20 protein-coding genes are annotated in these 20,609 nt (G+C 70.5%); 9 read left to right on the forward strand and 11 right to left on the reverse strand.

Annotated features, from left to right (window positions below):
* The first annotated feature begins 184 nt into the window (after positions 1 to 184).
* Positions 185 to 976 carry a VOC family protein gene (locus AC068B_RS14750; RefSeq protein WP_478671776.1) on the forward strand — a complete coding sequence of 264 codons (792 nt, stop codon included), beginning with the start codon at positions 185 to 187 and terminating at the stop codon, positions 974 to 976.
* 201 nt (positions 977 to 1,177) lie between these two features.
* Positions 1,178 to 1,426 (forward strand): WhiB family transcriptional regulator, encoded by a 249-nt coding sequence (locus AC068B_RS14755; protein ID WP_356259491.1) that lies wholly within the window; start codon positions 1,178 to 1,180, stop codon positions 1,424 to 1,426.
* A gap of 103 nt (positions 1,427 to 1,529) precedes the next feature.
* On the opposite strand, the gene AC068B_RS14760 is transcribed toward AC068B_RS14755, so the two are convergent.
* Together AC068B_RS14760 and AC068B_RS14765 are read right to left on the reverse strand one after the other, a co-directional pair.
* A complete protein-coding gene (locus AC068B_RS14760) occupies positions 1,530 to 4,010 on the reverse strand; it encodes a hypothetical protein (protein ID WP_478671777.1) in 2,481 nt (826 codons plus the stop codon).
* 74 nt (positions 4,011 to 4,084) lie between these two features.
* On the reverse strand, positions 4,085 to 4,543 hold the full coding sequence (locus AC068B_RS14765; RefSeq protein ID WP_468564890.1) for an Lrp/AsnC family transcriptional regulator: 459 nt from the start codon (positions 4,541 to 4,543) through the stop codon (positions 4,085 to 4,087).
* A gap of 62 nt (positions 4,544 to 4,605) precedes the next feature.
* On the opposite strand from AC068B_RS14765, the gene AC068B_RS14770 reads away from it, so the two are divergent.
* From AC068B_RS14770 to AC068B_RS14780, 3 genes are all read left to right on the forward strand, one after another.
* The gene (locus tag AC068B_RS14770) at positions 4,606 to 5,367 is read left to right on the forward strand and encodes an AzlC family ABC transporter permease (RefSeq protein ID WP_478671779.1); all 762 of its coding nucleotides are present in this window, start codon (positions 4,606 to 4,608) and stop codon (positions 5,365 to 5,367) included.
* On the forward strand, positions 5,360 to 5,689 hold the full coding sequence (locus AC068B_RS14775; RefSeq protein WP_478671780.1) for a branched-chain amino acid transporter permease: 330 nt from the start codon (positions 5,360 to 5,362) through the stop codon (positions 5,687 to 5,689). The genes AC068B_RS14770 and AC068B_RS14775 overlap by 8 nt, the downstream gene beginning before the upstream one ends.
* A 65-nt stretch (positions 5,690 to 5,754) precedes the next feature.
* Positions 5,755 to 6,567, forward strand: a complete 813-nt coding sequence (locus AC068B_RS14780; protein WP_478671782.1) for a thioesterase family protein — start codon at positions 5,755 to 5,757, stop codon at positions 6,565 to 6,567.
* A 26-nt stretch (positions 6,568 to 6,593) separates the two neighbouring features.
* On the opposite strand, the gene AC068B_RS14785 is transcribed toward AC068B_RS14780, so the two are convergent.
* The 4 genes from AC068B_RS14785 to AC068B_RS14800 all read right to left on the reverse strand — a co-directional run bounded on the left by AC068B_RS14785 (position 6,594) and on the right by AC068B_RS14800 (position 12,520).
* Positions 6,594 to 7,565, reverse strand: a complete 972-nt coding sequence (locus AC068B_RS14785) for an acyl-ACP desaturase (RefSeq protein ID WP_478671783.1) — start codon at positions 7,563 to 7,565, stop codon at positions 6,594 to 6,596.
* Positions 7,566 to 7,727: 162 nt separating this feature from the next.
* Complete coding sequence (ddaH, locus tag AC068B_RS14790; RefSeq protein WP_478671784.1) at positions 7,728 to 8,504, reverse strand: dimethylargininase; 777 nt, start codon at positions 8,502 to 8,504, stop codon at positions 7,728 to 7,730.
* 38 nt (positions 8,505 to 8,542) lie between these two features.
* On the reverse strand, positions 8,543 to 10,867 hold the full coding sequence (locus AC068B_RS14795; protein WP_478671785.1) for an ATP-binding cassette domain-containing protein: 2,325 nt from the start codon (positions 10,865 to 10,867) through the stop codon (positions 8,543 to 8,545).
* Positions 10,868 to 10,876: 9 nt separating this feature from the next.
* Entirely contained in the window at positions 10,877 to 12,520 is a 1,644-nt protein-coding gene (locus tag AC068B_RS14800; protein WP_478671787.1) for an ABC-F family ATP-binding cassette domain-containing protein, read from the reverse strand.
* 297 nt (positions 12,521 to 12,817) lie between these two features.
* On the opposite strand from AC068B_RS14800, the gene AC068B_RS14805 reads away from it, so the two are divergent.
* A complete protein-coding gene (locus AC068B_RS14805) occupies positions 12,818 to 13,528 on the forward strand; it encodes a GOLPH3/VPS74 family protein (RefSeq protein WP_478671788.1) in 711 nt (236 codons plus the stop codon).
* Positions 13,529 to 13,603: 75 nt separating this feature from the next.
* Here AC068B_RS14805 and ssgD read toward each other — a convergent pair whose 3' ends face one another.
* Positions 13,604 to 14,020 carry a spore wall synthesis regulator SsgD gene (ssgD, locus tag AC068B_RS14810; protein WP_468564898.1) on the reverse strand — a complete coding sequence of 139 codons (417 nt, stop codon included), beginning with the start codon at positions 14,018 to 14,020 and terminating at the stop codon, positions 13,604 to 13,606.
* A gap of 222 nt (positions 14,021 to 14,242) precedes the next feature.
* Here ssgD and AC068B_RS14815 point away from each other — a divergent pair, with 222 nt between their 5' ends.
* Positions 14,243 to 15,346 carry a WD40/YVTN/BNR-like repeat-containing protein gene (locus AC068B_RS14815; RefSeq protein WP_478671790.1) on the forward strand — a complete coding sequence of 368 codons (1,104 nt, stop codon included), beginning with the start codon at positions 14,243 to 14,245 and terminating at the stop codon, positions 15,344 to 15,346.
* Positions 15,347 to 15,353: 7 nt separating this feature from the next.
* On the opposite strand, the gene AC068B_RS14820 is transcribed toward AC068B_RS14815, so the two are convergent.
* The 4 genes from AC068B_RS14820 to AC068B_RS14835 form a co-directional block, all read right to left on the reverse strand.
* Positions 15,354 to 15,653 (reverse strand): YciI family protein, encoded by a 300-nt coding sequence (locus AC068B_RS14820; protein WP_356259529.1) that lies wholly within the window; start codon positions 15,651 to 15,653, stop codon positions 15,354 to 15,356.
* Positions 15,635 to 16,102, reverse strand: a complete 468-nt coding sequence (locus AC068B_RS14825) for an N-acetyltransferase family protein (protein WP_478671791.1) — start codon at positions 16,100 to 16,102, stop codon at positions 15,635 to 15,637. Before AC068B_RS14825 ends, AC068B_RS14820 begins: the two co-directional genes overlap by 19 nt.
* Positions 16,103 to 16,143: 41 nt before the next feature.
* The gene (locus AC068B_RS14830; protein ID WP_478671793.1) at positions 16,144 to 17,598 is read right to left on the reverse strand and encodes a flotillin family protein; all 1,455 of its coding nucleotides are present in this window, start codon (positions 17,596 to 17,598) and stop codon (positions 16,144 to 16,146) included.
* A gap of 98 nt (positions 17,599 to 17,696) precedes the next feature.
* Complete coding sequence (locus AC068B_RS14835) at positions 17,697 to 18,212, reverse strand: hypothetical protein (protein ID WP_478671794.1); 516 nt, start codon at positions 18,210 to 18,212, stop codon at positions 17,697 to 17,699.
* A 179-nt stretch (positions 18,213 to 18,391) separates the two neighbouring features.
* Here AC068B_RS14835 and AC068B_RS14840 point away from each other — a divergent pair, with 179 nt between their 5' ends.
* Positions 18,392 to 19,081, forward strand: coding sequence for an endonuclease V (locus AC068B_RS14840; protein WP_478671795.1), 690 nt, complete (start codon positions 18,392 to 18,394; stop codon positions 19,079 to 19,081).
* 58 nt (positions 19,082 to 19,139) lie between these two features.
* Positions 19,140 to 20,594 carry a glyceraldehyde-3-phosphate dehydrogenase gene (locus AC068B_RS14845; RefSeq protein ID WP_478671797.1) on the forward strand — a complete coding sequence of 485 codons (1,455 nt, stop codon included), beginning with the start codon at positions 19,140 to 19,142 and terminating at the stop codon, positions 20,592 to 20,594.
* Positions 20,595 to 20,609: the final 15 nt, after the last annotated feature.

Genomic DNA, 20,609 nt, shown 5'->3' on the forward strand with positions numbered 1-20,609 from the left:
GATGTTGTGTGGGGGGCACCACTGTCTCGGCGGGCGATTGCGACGTCAAGAGTTGTGACTGAGAGCGCTCTCAAAAATGTTGTCCCTTCATCAAATGACGACGTGAGCGCGGGGGTGGGCCGATTGTCAGTGGCGGGTGCCAGACTCAGGGATGCGGAAGCGAGATGCGACAAAGGAGTCGATCATGCTCAATAACCGTTTCGTCACAGGTGCACCCATCTGGGTGGACATGTGCGCCCCGGACCTGAGCAGCGTCAGCGGGTTCTACCGCGAGCTGTTCGGCTGGGAGCTCCAGCAGGGCGCCGCGGATGTGGGTGGCTACAGCCAGTATCAGCTCGCGGGCCGCACCGCCGCGGGCGCCATGGCCATGTCGGCCGACGAAGCCCCACCGGCCTGGACGCTCTATTTCCGCACGCCGGAGGTGGACGCCACGGTGAAAGCGGTCGAACAGGCAGGTGGCCGCACGCTCTTCGGGGCCGTGGACATCCTCGACCTCGGCCGCATGGCGGGCCTCACCGACGCCGCGGGCGTCCCGTTCTCCGTGTGGCAGCAGGGGCAGCTCAAGGGCCTCGATGTCCTGAACGAACCGGGCGGCCTGGTCTGGACCGAGCTGTACACCCCGGACGTCGCCGCGGCCACCGCGTTCTACGGCGCCGTGTTCGGCTGGGGTACCACCGAGGCGCCCTTCCCCGGCGGTTCGTACACGATGGTGCACCCGGCGGACGGCACCCCGGACGACATGTTCGGCGGCATCGTGCCGCTGGACAGCGACCCCGCGGAGGAGACGGCGTATTGGCTGCCGTACTTCCAGGTGGACGACTGCGATGCCGCCATGGCCACGGCGCGGCGGGCGGGCGGCGAGGTGCGCATGGAGCCCGTTTCGATGGAGGGCGTGGGCCGCTTCGCGAAGCTCGCGGACCCGGCGGGCGCGAGGTTCGCGGTGCTGCAGCCGTCGTCTCCCGGAGAGGGCCAGTAGGGCAGCGGCAGGGGCAGGCGGTAGCCTTCGGCGCCCGGTCATGCGGTTTGGAACCGGGTGCCGAGGGGCGGTTTCGCCGTGCCCGCCGCCGGGCAGTCCTCCCCGGGGCCACCGGCCGGGCACAGCCTCCCGGAAGCCGACCAGTCGTTCGTTGATCGTTCGTTGATCGGTTGTTTCGCGCGGTGGGACAGCATCGGTGTCATGCAGATCGAGATGACAGCCGAGCCCGAACTCGCCTGGCAGGAGCAGGCGCTGTGCGCCCAGACAGGAGCAGACTTCTTCTTCCCCGAGCCCGGAAGCTCGGTGCGTGAGGCGAAGGACATCTGCCAGATGTGCGACATGCGCACGGCCTGCCTGGAGTACGCGCTGAACAACGACGAGCGGTTCGGCGTATGGGGCGGACTCTCCGAGAAGGAGCGGTACGCCCTCAGACGCCAACCCAGCGCCTGATCCGCCCTGATTGCCTGATCGCCTGATTCCCCGAACCCGCGAGCTCCTCAGTGACCATGGAGCCCGCGGGTTCTCAGGTGTTCCCAGGAGTCCTGAGGCGTTCTCAGGAGTACGTGACCACGAACTGCCGTGTCCCCGCGGGGACAAGCACGTCGTCACCGGAGACGGGCAGTCCCCGTCCGTCCGCCGACACCGACCGCACGGACCCGAACCGGCACGGATAGACGTACCGCACCCGATCCGGAGCCTCGGTCACCTCCACCGTCACCGTTCGGTCGCCCGCGTCGTGCGTGAGCCGGTAGCCGAAGGGCGCGCCGAACAGCGTCGGGGCGGACTCGACGGCCACCGTTTCGCCGTCCGGCACCCAGTGCGGACGGACGCCGGGCGCGATGTACACATGCGGATCGCGGTCCTCGTCCGCCTCGAACAGCAGGATGTCGCGGAGCAGGAGCAGATACTCCGCGGCGGCCCAGCCGTGCGGGATGTCGCCCATGTACCAGTGCCGGGACGGCACCTCGTGGAAGTCCGAAGCGATGGTGAAGGCGTGCTGCTCGTTCCACGCGCCGAGCGCCACCGCACGCTCCTCGGTCCGCGGGAAGGCGGCCCCGACGACCCAGCCGAGCAGCGCGTCCGCCCGCGCCGGGTCACCCGCCAGCAGATACGCGTGCGCCAACTGCGTGGTGAGGTAGGGCCCGTAGGCGTTCCACGCCGCCTCGTGCCGGTATCCGCCCCGCACGAAGTGGGCGTACATGGTGTCGAGCGTGCAGCGCGCCGCCGCGTCGATGTCCGTGCCGAGCTTGCTGCCCATGTGCAGCCGCAGCGGATGGAAGAACGCCGCCGTGCCGATCATCGTCGAGTCGAGCCTGCCGACGTCGCCGGGCCCCGTCGGGATGTACGTCTCCCAGGCCCCGCGCCTGCGCTGCTCCGCCAGGACCCAGCGCACCGAGGCCGCCGTCGCCCGCTTCAGGTCGTCGAAGGCCGCCCACAGTTCGGGCACGTCCGGCGAGCCGATGCGCTCCGCGAGCCGCGCCGCCTCGTACAGACCGGCCAGCGCCCACAGATCGTCCCAGTAGTGCGGCTTGTCGCGCTCGCCCAGGTGCTCGGCGCTCCAGCCGCTGTGCAGCAGCCCGTACTGGTCGCGGTTGTCCCGCAGCCACCGGGCGCCGTCGATCACGTACGGCGTGTAGAGCTTCGCGCCGAACGCGGCGGTGCGGCCCCTGGTGCGGTCGAAGCGGCCGATCGCCCAGAGCGCCTGGCCGTTGCTGTCCCATTCGCGGTCGTCCCGCTCGTGCGGGCCGCCGTAGAAGCCGTACTCGGCGCAGGGCCCGATCCGGCCCGTGCCGCGGTTGAACTTCAGCGGGTAGTGCGTGCCCAACTGGTGCTCGGCGAGCGCGCCGTCCCCCACCAGCGAACAGGCGATGGCCTCCACGGACGAGTCGCGGATCCAGAACGAGTCGTACACCGTGGGGCCGGGGTGGATCTCCCCGTGGTCGGAGAGGATGAGCAACTGCGAGCGCGACTCGCGGAACAGGTCGGCCAAGTGCGAGACGGTGCGCGGCAGTTCCGGCTGCAGTCCCTGGCCGAGCAGCTTCGTCGTCCAGAACGCCCGGTTGGCCTCCTCCAGCTCACCGGCCGGTACGGCCCTGATCTCGGCCAGGTCGTCGGCCCCGCTGTACAGATCGACGGGCAGCCGCACATCCAGCTCGAACACTTCGTCGTCGATCACCCGGAACGGCCACGCGAACGCCGCGCTGCACAACCCCGCGACCTGGTCCTGCGCCTGCCCGGCGCCGTTCAGCTTGCCGCCGTTGACCAGGTCGTGGAACGGGCTGTGCGCCAGATACGAGGCGGGTTCGTAGCTGAAGTCGGGGTTGCCGTACACGCCGTACTGCTCGGGCGCGGTGTCGAACACCGGGCCCCAGCCGCTGTTCGTCTCCACCCGGTTCTCCGCGGGCAGATGCCGCAGGAACGTCAGCCTCCGGTCGGTGATCTGCCGACCGTTGCGGTCGTGCCGCTGGAAGCCGCTCGGGCCCGCGGGCATCACTGCCGCGCACAGCCAGCCGTCGCGCGGCTGTCCGGTCGCGGTGCCCACCGTCACCCGGGTCACCACGAGATCGCGCTGCCGCGCGCCCACGGCCGTGGCGAAGGTGCGCTGCACGATCTCGACGCCGTCCGGGGCGCGGAAATCCGTGAGGACGACCGGCAGGTGCGGCGCCTCCATGCGCTGGGACACCGTGCCGTCGCCGGGCAGCTGCGGCAGGTGCAGGGCGCCCGTCGCCGGGTCGTAGAGGAAGAAGAACAGGCAGTACTTGTCGTAGACCGGCTCGATCTCACCGGCCTGGCCGATCAGTGACTCCTGACGGTGGTCCTTCACGCCCACCATGTGCCAGTAGCGGTACAGGGCGTTGGAGGCCAGGGCGGCTTCCTTCGACTCGTACGTCCCCGAGTCGAAGTCGTCGCTCCAGCGCCGGAAGGCCTGTTGCGCCCACCACGGCACGGGATAGGGCACCGTCGCCCGGCCCGCCCAGCTGCGCCACATGACCTCGTAGAACATCCACTCATGGGTCTGCGCCATCTGCGCCATGGGTTCACCCCCTCGCCCACCGTTGCACCGCGAGAGGCGTTCGTAAATCGGGTCCTCCGGTCATGGGCCCGGGGTCAGGGGCCCGGCTTCACCGTCTTCATCGTCAGGTGGGAGTCCACGCGCAGAACACACGGCAGGCCGGTGATCTTGCCGGTGAGGAAGGCCTCGTAGGCGGCGTGGTCGGCGACGGCGACGCGGATGAAGTAGTCGGGGCGGCCGAACATGCGGCGGACCTCTATGACCTCCTCGTAGGAGGCCACGACCTCCTCGAACTCCAGATAGGTCTTGCGGTCGTTCGCGCTGACCTCGACGTCGATGAGGACTTCGAGGCCCCGGCCGAGCGCCGCGGTGTCGATCACGGCGTGATACCCGGCGATCACGCCCGCCTCCTCCAGGCGCTTGACCCGGCGCAGACAGGGCGGCGCGGTCAGGCCGACGCGTTTGGCCAGCTCGACGTTGGTCAGGCGGCCGTCCTGCCGCAGATGAAACAAAATTTCGTGGTCCAGCGCATCGAGGCGAATTTCATTGCTCACGAGGTCATTGTAGGGCCACTATTAGCAACCATATTAGGCTTGGATCTTTATAAAATGTCGGCATGCGAACAGCTCCACCCGTCGTCGGCGACGCCCTTGTCCCCGCCCCTGCCCCCGCCGATATATCCAGCCCCCGGCCCTTCTCAGGGCTACGGACCGCGCTCGGCGACACCGCCTCCGTAGGACTCGCGTTCCTGCCGCTCGGTCTCGCCTTCGGGGCCCTGGTCACCCAGTCCGGCCTCGACTGGTGGTGGGCGGGCCTGTCCGCCGCGCTCGTCTACGCGGGCTCGTTCGAGTTCCTGCTCATCGGCATGGTCGCCGCCGTCGCCCCGCTGGCCTCGATCGCCGCGACCGCGTTCATGGTCAATGTCCGGCACGTCTTCTACTCGCTGTCCTACCCGCTGCACCGCGTCGAAGGGCGGCTCGGCAAGGCGTACGGCACCTTCGCGCTCAGCGACGAGGCGTACGCCCTGACCTCGGGGGAGCGCGCGAGCTCCTGGCCGGGCCGACGCATCCTCGGACTGCAGCTCCTGCTGCACCTGTACTGGGTGGCGGGGTCGATCGCCGGAGCGCTCCTCGGCTCGCTCATCCCCGACAGCGTCAGGGGCCTGGACTTCGCGCTGACCGCGCTGTTCACGGTCCTCGCCGTGGAGGCGGTGAAGGAGCTGCGCGGCGACCTGCCCACGCCCGTACTCGCCCTGTTCAGCGCCCTGTTCGCCCGGCTGCTCTTCCCCGGCGAGCTGCTCCTGGCCGCGTTCGCCCTGTTCACCCTCGGGCTCCTGGCCCGCCACCTGGCCACCCGGAGGACGCAGAGCCATGCCTGACGCTTCCTACGCGATCGCCGCCGTCATCGTCACCGCGGCCGTCACCTGGGCCCTGCGCGCCCTGCCCTTCGCGGCCCTCGCCCCGCTGCGCGAGAGCGGCACCGTCCAGTACCTCAGCACCCGCATGCCCGCGGGCGTGATGCTGATCCTGGTCGTCTACTGCCTGCGCGATCTGCCGCTCACACAACCGCGCGCCCTGGCTCCCGTGGTGGCCGTGGCCGTCACCGTCGGCCTCCATCTGTGGCGGCGCAACGCGCTGTTGAGCATTCTGGGCGGCACCGCCGTCCATGTGATCCTGTCCAGCACGGTCTTCGCCCCCTGAGCCTCCTGATGCCCCTGATGCCCCTGATCCCAGCGAGCCCGTCGAGTCCCGAGAGGTACGCACCGTTGAGCACCGGCAGCTACTACGAGCCCATCGATGACCACCGCTACAAGCCGACGGCTCACGCGAGCGGTGCGTGGGACCCCGCGGAACAGCACTTCAGTCCGCTCGGCGGGCTCGTCGCCCACGCGATCGACCGGCACCTGGCCGCGCGTCCCGGCGGTGTCGGCGACGGCCTCGTGCTCTCCCGTATCAGCTTCGACATCCTCGGGCGCCTCGCCCTGGACGAGTGCGAGATCCGGGTGGAGACCATACGTCCCGGCCGCACCATCGAACTGCTCGAAGCGGTCGTGCTCATCGCCGACCGCCCCGTGGTGCGGGCCAGGGCCTGGCTGCTCGGCTCCGGCGACACCGCGGCGGTCGCCGGTGGCGGGGCGGACGCGCTCACACCACCCGACGGGCTCGCGTCCTGGCCGATGACCGAGACCTGGCCCGGTGGGTACATCGCCTCGCTCGACGTCCGTCCGCTCGCGCCCCCGCGGCCCGGCCGCACGACGGCGTGGATCTCCACCGGACTCGATCTCGTCGCGGGACAGCCGACGGGACCGCTCGCCGCCTTCGTCGCGCTCCTCGACACCGCCAACGGCATCGCGGTGCGTCAGCCGCCCACGGCCTGGATGTACCCGAACGTCGACCTCACGGCCCACTTCCACCGGCAGCCCGAAGGACGCTGGGTCGGACTCGACACCAGCGTCACCTTCGGTCCCACGGGGCAGGGCGTCACGAGCTCCGTGCTGCACGACCTCGCGGGCCCGGTCGGCCGGGCGGAGCAGATCCTCACCGTCCGGCCCCTGCCGGGCGCCGACGAAGGGCCGTGACCGAGGACCGCTGAGCAGGGTGGCGGTCAGGCGCCGCGCGCCGCCAGCCGCGCCTTGCGCGCGGCCAGCCGCTCGTCGAACTTCGACGCCTCGGCATCGAGCCCGCCCATGAAGAAGCCCAGCTCCTCCTGCGCCTGCAGGCCCTCGGGGCCCAGCCCGTCGATCTCCAGGACCTTCAGGAAGCGCAGCACGGGCTGCAGCACGTCGTCGTGGTGGATGCGCATGTTGTAGACCTCGCCGATGGCCATCTGCGCGGCGGCCCGCTCGAAGCCCGGCATTCCGTGGCCCGGCATGCGGAAGTTGACGACCACGTCGCGCACGGCCTGCATCGTGAGGTCGGGCGCGAGCTCGAAGGCGGCCTTGAGCAGGTTCCGGTAGAAGACCATGTGGAGGTTCTCGTCGGTGGCGATGCGCGCCAGCATGCGGTCGCAGACCGGGTCGCCCGACTGGTGGCCGGTGTTGCGGTGCGAGATGCGGGTCGCCAGCTCCTGGAAGGCGACGTACGCGACCGAGTGCAGCATCGAGTGGCGGTTGTCCGACTCGAAGCCCTCGCTCATGTGCGCCATCCGGAACTGCTCCAGCTGGTCCGGGTCGACGGCGCGGGAGGCGAGGAGATAGTCGCGCATCACGATGCCGTGGCGGCCCTCCTCGGCGGTCCAGCGGTGCACCCAGGTGCCCCAGGCGCCGTCGCGGCCGAAGAGGGAGGCGATCTCGTGGTGGTAGCTGGGGAGGTTGTCCTCGGTGAGCAGGTTGACCACCAGGGCGATGCGGCCGATGTCGGTGACCGGGGACTGGCCCTTCTCCCACGCCTCGCCGTCCTCGAAGATGCCCGGGAAGTTCCGGGCGTCCGAGAACGGGACGTACTCGTGGGGCATCCAGTCCTTGGCCACCTTCAGGTGGCGATTGAGTTCCTGCTCGACCACTTCCTCCAGCGCGTACAGCAGCCGGGCGTCGGTCCAGCTGTCCGTGCTGCCGAGGTGGGGAGAGGTGATCGTCACGGGGGCTCCAGGGGGACGGGAGTACATAGAGTTCGACGGGCGGTGCGAGCGGTGCACTACCTACGGTGTCGTAGGTTACGTTGCCGTAGGTTAAACCCGCCGTAAAGAGGTGGTGAGCCAGGCCCTCACCTGTCTCTGCCGCCACTGAGGCCTCATTGCTGGTCAGGCGTACAGTTCGCGGAGCCGAACTGAGAGGCACGTCACACAGCCTTCGAGCTTCTCGAACTCGCTGATGTCCACCGGAACCGGGTCGAATCCAAGATCGGCGAACAGCTCCGCGCTCCGGGGCGCGCTCGCCGACATGAGCAGTTTCGAGCCGCCGAGCAGCACCACGTGCGCGCCCGCCTCCTCCGGTACGGGCAGGAAGCGGGGAAACAGCGAGGGGCTGTCGACGAGCGGCTCGTATCCGATGACCGTCCCGTCGGGGAGCGCCGTCACCGCGGACTTCAGATGCAGGACCTTGGTGACGGGGACGGAGACGACCCGCGCCCCGAGCGGCTCGAAGACGGCCCGCAGCTGCCGCACCCCCTCGGCGTCGGTCCTGCCGCCGCGCCCCACGTAGATCGTGTCGCCGATCTTGAGCACGTCGCCGCCCTCCAGCGTGCCCGGCTCCCACACCCAGTTCACCGAGCAGCCGAGCCTGCCCACCGCCTCCTCGACGCCGGTCGTCTCGCCCCGCCGGGACCGGGCGCCGGGCCGGGCGATCAGTGCCACGTTCCGGAAGACCACCACCGCGTCCTCCACGAAGACCGAGTCGGGGCAGGCGTCGGCGGGCTCCACCTCGAAGGTCTCCCAGCCGTGGTCGGTCAGCGCCTCCACGTACGCCTCCCACTGCCGCGCCGCGAGCCCCGTGTCGACCGGAGTGCGTTGCAGATGGGTGACCAGGCCTTCGGCGAGGCGCGGACTCGGGCGGCGGATCAGGGCCTTCTTGCTGGGCACGGGCGGCTCTCCTCACGCGGGCGGGCAGTGCCGCAACATCATGCAGCGCGCGGCCCGTCCTCGCCCAGGGCGCCGCGGAGGTGTTCCGCCGTGAACGAACCCTCGGCCCGCAGGAGCTGCGCGGGCGTCCCCTCGAAGACGATCCGCCCGCCGTGCTTGCCGCCGTCGGGGCCCAGGTCGATCACCCAGTCCGCATGCTTGACGACGTCGAGGTTGTGCTCGACGACGAGCACCGTGTTCCCGGCGTCGACCAGCCGGTCGAGCATCGCGAGCAGCCCTTCGATGTCCGCCATGTGCAGTCCGGTGGTCGGCTCGTCCAGGACGTACGTCGTGCCCGTGCGGTGCAACTGGGTGGCCAGCTTGATGCGTTGGCGCTCGCCGCCGGAGAGCGTGCTCAGCGGCTGTCCGAGCGTGAGGTAGGTGAGGCCCACGTCCCGCAGGGCCCGCAGTCGGCGTTGGACCGACGCGTCGCCGGAGCGCTCGAAGAACTCCAGGGCCTGATCCGCCGTCATCTCCAGTACGTCTACGACGGACCGGCCGCCGACGGTGAGCCGCAGCACCTCTTCCTTGAAGCGGCGCCCCTCGCACGCCTCGCACGTCGTGGTCACCGGGTCCATGAACGCGAGGTCGCTGTAGATGATCCCGCGCCCCTGGCACCGCTCGCACGCACCATGGGAGTTGAAGCTGAACAGGCTCGCCTTCGCCCCGGTCTCGCGCGCGAACACCTTGCGCAGCGTGTCCATGATCCCGAGGTACGTCGCCGGGGTCGAGCGGCCCGAGATGCCGATGGACGACTGGTCCACGACCACGGCGTCCGGGTACGCCTCGGTGTACGCCTTCGACACCAGGGTGCTCTTGCCGGATCCGGCGACGCCGGTGACCGCCGTGAGGACCCCGGTCGGCACCCGTACGCTCACGTTCTTGAGGTTGTGCAGATCGGCGTCCTTGACCCAGTGGCCGCCGACGGCCTCGCGCGGGTGCTCCTTGATGCCGGTGGCGTGCCGCAGGTGGCGGCCGGTGAGGGTGTCGGCCAGGCGCAGCTCGTCCGGCGTGCCCTCGAAGACGACCAGGCCGCCGTCGGTGCCGGCCGCCGGGCCCATGTCGACGACGTGGTCGGCGATCGCGATCACGTCGGGGTCGTGCTCGACGACCAGAACGGTGTTGCCCTTGTCGCGCAGCCGCAGGAGGAGATCGTTCAGGCGTCCCACGTCGCGCGGGTGCAGCCCGACGCTCGGCTCGTCGAAGATGTACGTCATGCCGGTGAGGCTGGAGCCGAGGTGGCGCACCATCTTCAGGCGCTGTCCCTCGCCTCCGGAGAGCGTGGACGTCTCGCGGTCCAGGCTGAGATAGCCGAGCCCGATCGCCTCGATCCGCTCCAGGGCCGCCACGGCCGCCGCCGCGATCGGACCGGCCACCGGGTCGTCGATGCGCCCCAACTCCGCGATCAGGTCGGTGACTTCCATGCCGGTGCAGTCGGCGATGCCCAGGCCGTTGATGCGGGTGGCGAGCGCCGCCGGGTTCAGGCGGGCCCCGTGGCAGGCCGGGCAGGTCCCTTCGTTCAGGAAGGCCTGTGCCATGTCGCGGGTCTTCTGCGAGAGCGAGGACAGGTCGCGGTTCAGATAGAGGCGCTCGAAGCGGTCGGCGAGCCCTTCGTAGTCGATGTCCCGTGCGCCGCCCGTGTTGTTGACGTTCACCTTCTTCTTCGCGCGCCCGCCGCGCAGCAGGAACTGCCGTTCCGCCGCGGTGAATTCGCCGACCGGCTTCTGCGTGTCCAGGTCGGGCGTGTTCGTGTACGTCTGGCCCTGCCAGGTTCCCACGGCGAACGGTGGGAAGAGGATCGCGCCGTCCGCCAGGGACCTGGAGGGGTCGAGGATGCGGTCGAAGTCTGGCCGCACCGTGCGCCCGAGCCCGTCGCACTCCGGGCACATGCCCGAGGGGTCGTTGAACGAGTACGCCGCCGCGGAGCCCGCGCCCGGCGTGCCGTGCCGGGAGAACAGCACGCGGATCACGGAGTAGATGTCCGTCATCGTGCCCACGGTGGAGCGGGAGTGGCCGCCGACCGGCTTCTGGTCGACGACGATCGCGGGGGAGAGCTCCTCGATGGCGTCCGCGTGCGGCCGCTCGTACTTCGGCAGCCGGTTGCGGACGAACCAGGTGAAGGTCTCGTTCAGCTGGCGCTGCGACTCCACCGCGATCGTGTCGAAGACGACCGACGATTTCCCGGACCCCGACACGCCCGTGAAGACCGTGAGCCTGCCCTTGGGGATGCGCAGGCTCACTTCCTTGAGGTTGTTCTCACGGGCTCCGTCGATGGCGATGTACTGGTGCGTGTCCTGGAGCTTGTCCTGGTTGTCCTGGTCCATGCATCGAAGCTATGCGGAATACCCGACAGCTTCTGTCTTCTTTTCCTGAGTGATCTCCTTGAGTTCTCCGTCCAGGAGCAGCCACCGCGTGATGCCGATGGACTCAAGGAACGGCAGGTCGTGGCTGGCCACGAGCAGTGCGCCCTGGTACGAGTCCAGGGCCGTCGACAGCTGCTTCGCGCTCGCCATGTCGAGGTTGTTCGTCGGTTCGTCGAGCATGAGCAGCTGCGGCGCGGGCTCCGCGAGCAGCAGCGCCGCGAGCGCCGCCCGGAACCGCTCGCCGCCCGACAGGGTCGCCGCCTGCTGGTCGGCCTTGGCCCCCTTGAACAGGAAGCGGGCCAGCCGCGCCCTGATGCGGTTGTTGGTGGCATCGGGAGCGTACGCCGCCACGTTCTCGGCGACGGTCAGCGCGTCGTCGAGCACGTCGAGGCGCTGGGGCAGGAAGCGCATCGGCACGTGCGTCACGGCTTCGCCGGAGACCGGTGCCAGCTCTCCGGCGATGGTGCGCAGGAGTGTGGTCTTGCCCGCGCCGTTCCGGCCGATCAGCGCGATCCGCTCGGGTCCGCGCAGCTCGAACTCGCCCTGTACGCGGGCGCCGTAGCAGAGTTCGAGGCCGCTGAGGGTGAGGACGGTGCGCCCCGGGTGCACCAGGGTGTGCGGCAGGTCGACGCGGATCTCGTCGTCGTCCCGCACCGCCTCGACGGCGTCGTCCAGGCGCTCCTTGGCCTCGGCGAGCTTCTCCTCGTGCATGATGCGGTGCTTGCCCGCCGACTCCTGGGCGGCGCGTTTGCGGTTACCCATGACGACCTTCGGCTCGCGCTTCTGGTCCCACATCTTCTGGCCGTACCGTTTGCGGCGGGCCAACTTGACCTGGGCATCGGCCAGTTCGCGCTTCTGCTTGCGCAGATCGGTCTCGGCGACGCGCACCATGCGCTCGGCCGCCTCCTGTTCCACGGCGAGGGCCTCCTCGTACGCGCTGAAGTTGCCCCCGTACCAGCTCACCTCCCCTTCGCGGAGGTCGGCGATCTGGTCGACGAGGTCGAGGAGTTCGCGGTCGTGGCTGACGACGACCAGGACGCCGGACCACGCCTCGACGGCCGCGTAAAGGCGCCTGCGGGCGTACAGGTCGAGGTTGTTGGTCGGTTCGTCGAGCAGCAGTACGTCGGGACGGCGCAGCAGCAGCGCGGCGAGGCGCAGCAGCACCGACTCGCCGCCCGACACCTCGCCCGTGGTGCGGTCGAGGCCGATGTGGCCGAGCCCGAGCTGATCCAGGGTGGCGACGGCGCGTTCCTCGACGTCCCAGTCGTCGCCGACCGTGGTGAAGTGCTCCTCGCGCACGTCGCCCGCCTCGATGGCGTGCAGCGCGGCGCGGGTCGCGGCGATGCCGAGCACCTCGTCGACGCGCAGACCGGTGTCGAGGGTGACGTTCTGCGGCAGGTATCCGACGTCACCGGCGACGCGCACCACGCCGTCGGTCGGCGTCAGCTCACCGGCGACGAGCTTCAACAGGGTTGACTTCCCTGATCCGTTGACGCCGATGAGACCGGTCCTGCCGGGCCCGAAGGCCACTTGGAGGCCGTCGAAGACGCCGGTGCCGTCGGGCCAGCCGAAGGACAGCGACGTACAGCTGATGGAGGTGGGGAAGGTAGACATACAGGCCTCGCGGTTGCGTGGTGTGAAGCGTGGTCAGGGGCAACGCGTTCGAGACACCGCGGCGGAGGTGAGGCCGGAGAATGAAAAAGGCCTGTGCCGGGGGGACGGGACGGCTCGTGATGCCGAGGTCGCACACGGCGTGCACGGCAGTCAAAGCTGCGTGACGCGATGTCTCATGACCTCAGACGAGCAACGTCCTACTCCTATCGACGGCAACAGAACCGCTATACACCGTACGGAGCGCCGTGGGGCGCGTCAACGTTTTATCGTGAGGCCAGTGAGGCCACGCCCGGCTCCATGGCCGCCGACCGAGGAGGCGCCGTGCACTACGGCACGCTGTCCCTGCCCGCCAAGCTCCTGCTCCTGGCCTGGAGCGGCGAGAAGGAGAGGTTCACCGGCGGCCCCGACCTGAACCTCGTCATCCGCGCAGGAGCGCTGGCGGAGCTGGCCCAGCGCGGTGTGGTCGTCGAGACGGACGGCATCGTCACCCCGGTGGTCGGCGCGCGCACGGGCGACACGGTGCTCGACTCCCTGGCCGCACTCATCGAGGGGTCCCGGCCGCGCAAGTGGCGCGGCTGGCTGACGTACCGCTCCCGCACCACCCTGGACGAGGTGCGCGACCAGCTCACCGCCCACGGCTATCTGCGCCAGGAGCGCAGGCGCGTCCTCGGCGTCTTTCCCACCCGGCACTGGGAGCTGGAGCGCGCGGGCTACGCGGAGGCGCTGCAGGCCGACGCGGGCACGGTGCTGCGCGGCACCCAGCCGGTCGCGGAGGTGCCCGCGAGCGAGGCGGCCCTCGTGATGTGCGCGGCCACCGGCAAGGTCCGGCCGTTCGCCACCGGCAAGGACCGCAGGCGGTACAAGGACCGGCTGGCGGAGCTGACGGACCGCGGCGGCGGCGCGTCGCCCGAGCTGACCGAGCTGATGCGCGCCCTGGGCAAGGCGCTGGCCTCGGCGGTCGCGGCTGCGGAGATGGCGCGCTCGTCGAACGGCGGCGGAGGGGGCTGAGTCCGGGCAGCTCGGCTGTCGGCAGTCCTCGGCCGTCGGGAGTGCCCGGCCGTGGGGAGTGGGGCTACGGCGAGCTCAGCACGCGTCCCGCATCAGCTCGGCCAGGTCCTGGTCGAGATCGACGTGCCGGTGCTCCTGGCCGACCGGCACCAGCGCCATCGTGCGGTGCAGGAAGCGGCGGAGGTCCCCGGTGCGGATGTGGACGATCGCGGTGCCCTCGGGGGCGTGGAACTCCACGACCGTGCGGTCGAAACCGTACGGACGCACGCGCACGTCCCCGTCGCCCGCCGCCCGCTCCACGCCGAGGACGAGGAGATCGCGGGCGAAGGTCCAGTAGACCTCGATTCCCTCGAGAGTCGCGGGAGCGGGGAAGCTCATGCGCACGGCGAACGGATCTTGCCGGTCGTAGTGGAGCGTGGCGGGAATGGTGGGCATCCGCGGCGCGGCGGCGACCAGGCGGGCCTCTACGGCTTGCTCGATGACGGTGGACAACGCCTGCTCCCTCACTGACTGCTGGACGACTGGGGTCGGCACTTGGATAGACGAAGGAAAGATGGAATCCGTGCACACGGAGGGTGGGTCGGAGCGAGTGACCTCTGTCACCGCGACACCCTGGCGGGGCCCGCGGTTCCCGGTGACCACCCCATGGGGGACACCTTCAGGCCATCTGGACGAGGCCGCGCGCGTCGGCTAGCTTCGCCCGCCATGAGGGGCATGGGGAAGACGAAGTCGACGAGGCGGATGCTACTGACGGGACTGTGCGGGGCGATGCTCGCCGGAACCGTCCTCGCGGCACCGGGCGCCGCGGGGGCGGACGGCGCCGCGCACCACCCGGACCGGAAACCGCGCTGGCAGCTCAAGGACAGCGGCACCGACGCCCGCTTCCGCGGGCTCGCCGCGGTCAGCCGTGACACGGCGTGGGTCGCCGGTACCAAGGGGACCGTGCTGCGTACATCCAACGGCGGCAAGACCTGGCGCGAAGTGTCTCCGCCCGGCGCCGCCGATCTGGAGTTCCGCGACATCGAGGCCTTCGACGGCCGCCGCGCGGTGGTGCTCGCCATCGGCGAGGGCGAGGCGTCGCGGGTGCTGCGCACCGAAGACGGCGGCGCCAGCTGGACGGAGTCGTTCCGCAACACCGACGCCAAGGCGTTCTACGACTGCATGACCTTCTTCGACCGCCGCCACGGCCTGGCGATGAGCGATCCCGTCGACGGCAGGTTCCGCATCCTGTCCACCGCCGACGGCGGCCGGTCCTGGAAGGTCCTGCCGGACGCCGGGATGCCCGCCGCCCAGGAGGGCGAGGCGGGGTTCGCGGCGAGCGGCCAGTGCCTGGTCGCATCGGGGCCGCGGGACGTGTGGCTGGCCACGGGCGGGGCGTCCCGCGCGCGGGTCCTGCACTCCGCCGACCGCGGCCTGACCTGGCGGGCCACCGACGCGCCGATCCCGGCGGGCGACCCCGCACGCGGCGTCTTCGGGCTCGCCTTCCGCGACCGTACGCACGGCATCGCGGTGGGCGGCGACTACCGCGCCGACCAGGCCTCGCCGAAGGCGGCGGCGGTCACCCGGGACGGCGGCCGCAGCTGGGACCCGGCGGGGCGGCCGCCGCCCGCCTACCGCTCGGGCGTGGCGTGGTTCCCGCACAGCCGCTCCACGGCCCTCGCGGTGGGCCCGACGGGTACCGACGTCACGACGGACGGCGGGCGGAGCTGGCGGACGGTCGACTCCGGGTCGTACGACACCGTGGACTGCACCCCCGACCGGGGCTGCTGGGCCGCGGGGGAGAAGGGGCGGATCGCCCGCCTGGAGGGGCGGCGCTAGAAGGGCCTCATGCGGGGAGCTGCTCGCGGTACGCGGACAGGGCGTCGGCCGTCTTCGTCGCGTAGAACTCGGTGACGCGGTACTCGCAGACCCCGGCCACCGTGAACGGGTCCTCCGCGACGGTCTTCTCGATGGCCGCGCGGTCCTCCGCGACGGCGATGATCACGCCGCCGTCGCGGGGGTTCTTGCGGCCAGAGGCGATGAAGACACCGGCCTCGTACTGCTGGTCGAGCCAGGCGACGTGGGCCGCGAGCTGCTCGTCGACGGCGGAGACCGGCGCGGTGTAGGTCAATTCGAGAATGAACATGATCGCGAGGCTACCCGGGCGTCCCGCACCATGAAGACGTCGACCGGGTCCTCCGTCTCGACCGCGAACCCGTGGCGTTCGTACAGCCGCCGGGCGGAGCTGCCCTGCAGCACGTCGAGCCGGACGGTCGCGCCCTCGGCGTCGGTCCGCTCCAGGAGCGAGCCGAGGACCGCCGAACCGAGGCCCCGTCCCTGCAGCCGCGGGTCGAGGTAGAAGTGCTCCAGCCACTGCCCGTCGGCGGCGGGCCGCAGGGTGACGCACCCCGCGAACCCGCCGCCGCTCTCGATCACAAAGGTGTGCTCCGGGGAGAACGAGTCCCGCAGCCGCTGCCGCACCCGGTGCGGATCGAACCGGCCGAGACGCGCCAGGTCGGGCCGCATCACGATCGCGCGCAGTTCAGCTATGAGTTCTATGTCCGCCGTCCCCGCGGAACGCAGTGCCCAGTCCATGATCGAAGGGTATGCGGCCGCGAGGAGTCGCCCTCGGGCGCCTAGTCGGTGACGTCGATCTTGCCGTTGACGGAGGCGGACGCGGCGGCGGACGCGGGGACGGCGGCCGTCGTGCTCTTGCCCGGCGTGCCCTTGCCCGTGATGCCCTTGAGGAGCTCGGCGAGGTCGACCCCCGTCGTGGAGCTGAGGAGTTCGACGCCCTGGGCGACGTTGTCGGCGACCGTGCGGGACAGCTGGCCCGCCCCGTCCGTCGAGATGACCGTCATCTTGTCCACCGCGCTCAGCGGCTCGGACGCCTTGGCGACGACGCTCGGCAGGACCTCGACGAGCATCTGCAGGACGGCGGCGTCACCGTACTGCGCGAACGCGTCGGCCTTCTTGCGCATCGCCTCGGCCTCCGCGGCACCCCGCGCGCCGATCGAGGCGGCCTCGGCCTCACCCTCCAGGCGTACGGCGTCGGCCAGCGCGGCACGGTGCGCCTTCTCGCCCTCACCGGTGAGACGAGCCCGCTCCGCGTCGGCCTCGGCCTGCTTGACCAGACCGATCCTGCGGGCCTCCGCCTCCTGCTCCGCCTGGTAGCGCGCGGCGTCGGCGGGCTTGCGGACCTGGGTGTCCAACTCGCTGTCGGTGAGCGCCGCCTGGCGCTTGGCGACCTTCTCCTGCTCGGTGAGGACGTCCTGCTGCCGGGCCGCCTCGGCGAGCGGTCCCGCGGCGCTCGCACGCGCCGCCGCCTCGTCCGTCTCGGCCTTGATCTCCGCCTGCTTGAGGTAGAAGGTCCGCTGCGCGACGGCGATCTCCTCCTCGGCCTTCAGCCGCGCCTGCTCGGCGGCCCGGCGCGCCACGGCCTCGGCGATGTCCGCCTCCTGCTTGGCGCGGGCGGCCTCCGGGCGGCCGAGGTCCTCCAGGTAGGAGCCCTCGGTGGTGATGTCCTGGATCTGGAAGGCGTCGAGGACCAGGCCCTGCCCGGACAGGCTGGCCTCGGCCTCCTCGGCGACCTGACCGGCGAACGCGGCACGGTCCCGGATGATGTCCTCGACCGACATGCGCCCCACGATGGAGCGCAGCGCGCCGGAGAGCACTTCCTGGGTGAAGCCGACGATGCCGTTCTGCTGCACGAGGAAGCGCTGGGCCGCGGCCCTTATCGAGTCCTCGGTGCCGCCGACCTTGACGATGGCGACGCCTTCGAGGTTCGCCTTCACGCCGCGCAGCGTCACCGCGCCGCGCACGGCTATCGGGATGTGCCGCGATGACAGGTCGAGTGTGAACTTCTGCTGCACGAACGGCACGACGAAGACGCCACCGCCGACCACGACCTTCTGGCCGCTGTTGTCGGTCATGATCCGGCCGGTGTCCGGATCGGTGGACTTCTTGCCGCGCCGTCCGGTCACGATGAAGGCCTCGCTGGGCCCGGCGACCTTGTAGCGCGTGATGACGACGAGCGCCAACAGGACGAGGAGTACGACGACTCCCACGACCGAGATCAGGACTGGACTCATGGTGCATTCCCCCCTTGCCACCCGGGGACGGCAGATCGGTTGCGAAGGTTGGTGAGTGGTGTGACTGGTGTGACTGAATTGCCGATGAGTGGTGACGCTCAGCGTTCGACGGGCCGGACCGCCACCGAGGTCGGCGACAGCGCGGCGTCGACCCAGATCTCGGTGCCCCGCGCCACGGCGGTGGCGCTGCGGGCCGCGTACTTCACGCGTTGGCCCGCGAGGTGCAGCAGCACCTCGCCGTAGCCGTCGGCCGGAATCGCCGTGACCACCGATCCCGCGGTGCCCACGAGGTCGCTGCCGCGCGGTGTGGGGGCGGTCTGGTCGCGCATCAGGGCGCGGGTGAGCTTCCACGTCACCCAGCCCGCCCCGGTCCCCGCGCAGGCTCCCGCGACGGCGGCGGGACCGGCGCCGAGGCCGGTCGTGCCGAGCACGAGCGCCCCGCCGAAGCCGAGCATGGACACGAATCCGGCGATGACCGGCAGGGAGAGGAGCCCGTCGAAGAGCCCGTCGAGTGCGCCCGCTCCTCCGAAGAGTCCTTCGAGGACCCCGTCGAGGAGGAGGGAGAGCGTCAGCAGCACGATTCCCGCGATGCCGAGACCGAGAAACACCGTCATCGGATCACTTCCCCCGTCGAGCCGTCCACCTCGGTACAGAGGGATCGTGACATACCGGCCCCGAGCCGTTCATTGCCGGAATCCGGCAATCTTTACGCGTCTTTAATGCCGGTCGTCCTCGACCGTGACGGTCGGCCGAGGGGAGGGGTGATTCCGCGCCAACTAGGCTGCCCGGCATTATGACCAGCTACGCGACGCCCTCCGACTGGCCCACCGACGAGCGGACGGCGCGCGCCGTCCAGGACGAACTGCGCACCCGCGTCGTCCTCGACGAAACGGGCCCGCCACCCGGCACGGGGCGGGTGACCGGCGTGGACGTCGCCTACGACGACGAGCGGGACATCGTCGCCGCGGCGGTCGTCGTCCTCGACGCCGCGACGCTCGACGTGGTCGAGGAGGCGACGGCGGTCGGCACGGTGACGTTCCCCTATGTGCCGGGTCTGCTGGCGTTCCGCGAGATCCCCACGGTGCTCACCGCGCTCGCCGGGCTGCGGTCCGACCCCGGACTCGTCGTCTGCGACGGCTACGGCATCGCCCACCCGCGCCGCTTCGGCCTCGCGAGCCATCTCGGCGTCCTGACGGGACTGCCGACGATGGGCGTCGCCAAGAACCCCTTCGCCTTCTCGTACGAAGATCCGGCCGCCCCGCGGGGGAGCGCGGCGCCGCTGCTTGACGGCGCGGAGGAGGTGGGCCGTGCGCTGCGCACGCGGGAGGGCGTGAAGCCGGTCTTCGTCTCGGCGGGACACCGGGTGACGCTGTCCAACGCCTGCGAGCACGCCCTGCGGCTCACGCCCCGCTACCGGCTTCCGGAGTCGACGCGGCGCGCGGACGCGCTGTGCCGCTCCGTGCTGCGGGAAGCAGCCGGTTGAGAGGCGCAAAGGCGAGCGGGTTAGCATATGAGCGCCGCCTAGCTCGAAAGATACTCCTGTGACTGTCAATGACGACTCGTTCACCAATTGGAAGCACCGCGAGGAGATCGCGGAGTCGATGATCCCGATCATCGGGAAGCTGCACCGCGAGCGGGACGTGACGGTCCTGCTGCACAGCCGCTCCTTGGTGAACAAGTCGGTGGTCAGCATCCTGAAGACCCACCGATTCGCCCGGCAGATCGCCGGTCAGGAGCTCTCGGTCACCGAGACGCTGCCGTTCCTGCAGGCCCTCACCACGCTGGACCTCGGCCCGTCGCAGATCGACCTGGCCCTGCTGGCGGAGGCCCACAAGGCCGACGACCGCGGACTGACCGTCGAGCAGTTCACCGCGGAGGCCGTCGCCGGTGCCATCGGCGCCAACAAGGCCGAGCGCAGCGAGGGCCGCGACGTCGTCCTGTACGGCTTCGGCCGCATCGGCCGCCTCGTCGCCCGTCTCCTCATCGAGAAGTCCGGCTCGGGCAACGGCCTGCGCCTGCGCGCCATCGTCGTGCGCGGGGGCGGCGAGCGGGCCGCCGAGGACATCGTGAAGCGCGCCTCGCTGCTGCGCCGCGACTCGATCCACGGCCAGTTCCAGGGCACGATCACCGTCGACGAGGCGAACAGCACGATCGTCGCCAACGGCAACGAGATCAAGGTGATCTACGCCAACGACCCGTCCGAGGTCGACTACACGGCGTACGGCATCAAGGACGCGATCCTCGTCGACAACACCGGCAAGTGGCGCGACCGCGAGGGCCTCTCCAAGCACCTGCGCCCGGGCATCGACAAGGTCGTCCTGACCGCCCCCGGCAAGGGCGACGTCCCGAACATCGTGCACGGCGTCAACCACGACACGATCAAGCCGGACGAGCAGATCCTGTCCTGCGCCTCCTGCACCACCAACGCGATCGTCCCGCCGCTCAAGGCGATGGCGGACGAGTACGGCGTCGTGCGCGGCCACGTGGAGACCGTCCACTCGTTCACCAACGACCAGAACCTGCTGGACAACTACCACAAGGCCGACCGCCGTGGTCGTTCCGCGCCGCTCAACATGGTCATCACCGAGACCGGCGCCGCCTCCGCCGTCGCGAAGGCGCTGCCCGACCTCAAGGCCCCGATCACCGGCAGCTCGATCCGGGTGCCCGTGCCGGACGTCTCGATCGCCATCCTCAGCCTGCGCCTGGGCCGTGAGACCACCCGCGAAGAGGTCCTCGACCACCTGCGCGACGTGTCGCTGCACTCGCCGCTGAAGCGTCAGATCGACTTCACGACGGCGCCCGACGCGGTGTCGATGGACTTCGTCGGCTCGCGCCACGCCTCGATCGTCGACGCGGGCGCCACCAAGGTCGACGGCGACAACGCGATCCTCTACCTCTGGTACGACAACGAGTTCGGCTACTCGTGCCAGGTCATCCGAGTCGTCCAGTACGTCTCCGGGGTGGAGTACCCGACGTACCCGGTGCCGGTGGCCTGACCCCCGCACATCAGG

The sequence above is a fragment of the Streptomyces sp. NPDC042371 genome (assembly GCF_056437465.1).

What these genes read in the sequence shown, in the direction of transcription:
- AC068B_RS14825 (WP_478671791.1), bottom strand. Translation starts at nt 16,102, where the DNA reads ATGGACTGGGCACTGCGTTCCGCGGGGACGGCGGACATAGAACTCATA.
- AC068B_RS14805 (WP_478671788.1), top strand. Translation starts at nt 12,818, where the DNA reads ATGGCCGCCGACCGAGGAGGCGCCGTGCACTACGGCACGCTGTCCCTG.
- AC068B_RS14775 (WP_478671780.1), top strand. Translation starts at nt 5,360, where the DNA reads ATGCCTGACGCTTCCTACGCGATCGCCGCCGTCATCGTCACCGCGGCC.
- AC068B_RS14760 (WP_478671777.1), bottom strand. Translation starts at nt 4,010, where the DNA reads ATGGCGCAGATGGCGCAGACCCATGAGTGGATGTTCTACGAGGTCATG.
- AC068B_RS14770 (WP_478671779.1), top strand. Translation starts at nt 4,606, where the DNA reads ATGCGAACAGCTCCACCCGTCGTCGGCGACGCCCTTGTCCCCGCCCCT.
- AC068B_RS14750 (WP_478671776.1), top strand. Translation starts at nt 185, where the DNA reads ATGCTCAATAACCGTTTCGTCACAGGTGCACCCATCTGGGTGGACATG.
- AC068B_RS14815 (WP_478671790.1), top strand. Translation starts at nt 14,243, where the DNA reads ATGGGGAAGACGAAGTCGACGAGGCGGATGCTACTGACGGGACTGTGC.
- AC068B_RS14755 (WP_356259491.1), top strand. Translation starts at nt 1,178, where the DNA reads ATGCAGATCGAGATGACAGCCGAGCCCGAACTCGCCTGGCAGGAGCAG.
- AC068B_RS14835 (WP_478671794.1), bottom strand. Translation starts at nt 18,212, where the DNA reads ATGACGGTGTTTCTCGGTCTCGGCATCGCGGGAATCGTGCTGCTGACG.
- AC068B_RS14820 (WP_356259529.1), bottom strand. Translation starts at nt 15,653, where the DNA reads ATGTTCATTCTCGAATTGACCTACACCGCGCCGGTCTCCGCCGTCGAC.
- AC068B_RS14795 (WP_478671785.1), bottom strand. Translation starts at nt 10,867, where the DNA reads ATGGACCAGGACAACCAGGACAAGCTCCAGGACACGCACCAGTACATC.
- AC068B_RS14830 (WP_478671793.1), bottom strand. Translation starts at nt 17,598, where the DNA reads ATGAGTCCAGTCCTGATCTCGGTCGTGGGAGTCGTCGTACTCCTCGTC.
- AC068B_RS14800 (WP_478671787.1), bottom strand. Translation starts at nt 12,520, where the DNA reads ATGTCTACCTTCCCCACCTCCATCAGCTGTACGTCGCTGTCCTTCGGC.
- AC068B_RS14840 (WP_478671795.1), top strand. Translation starts at nt 18,392, where the DNA reads ATGACCAGCTACGCGACGCCCTCCGACTGGCCCACCGACGAGCGGACG.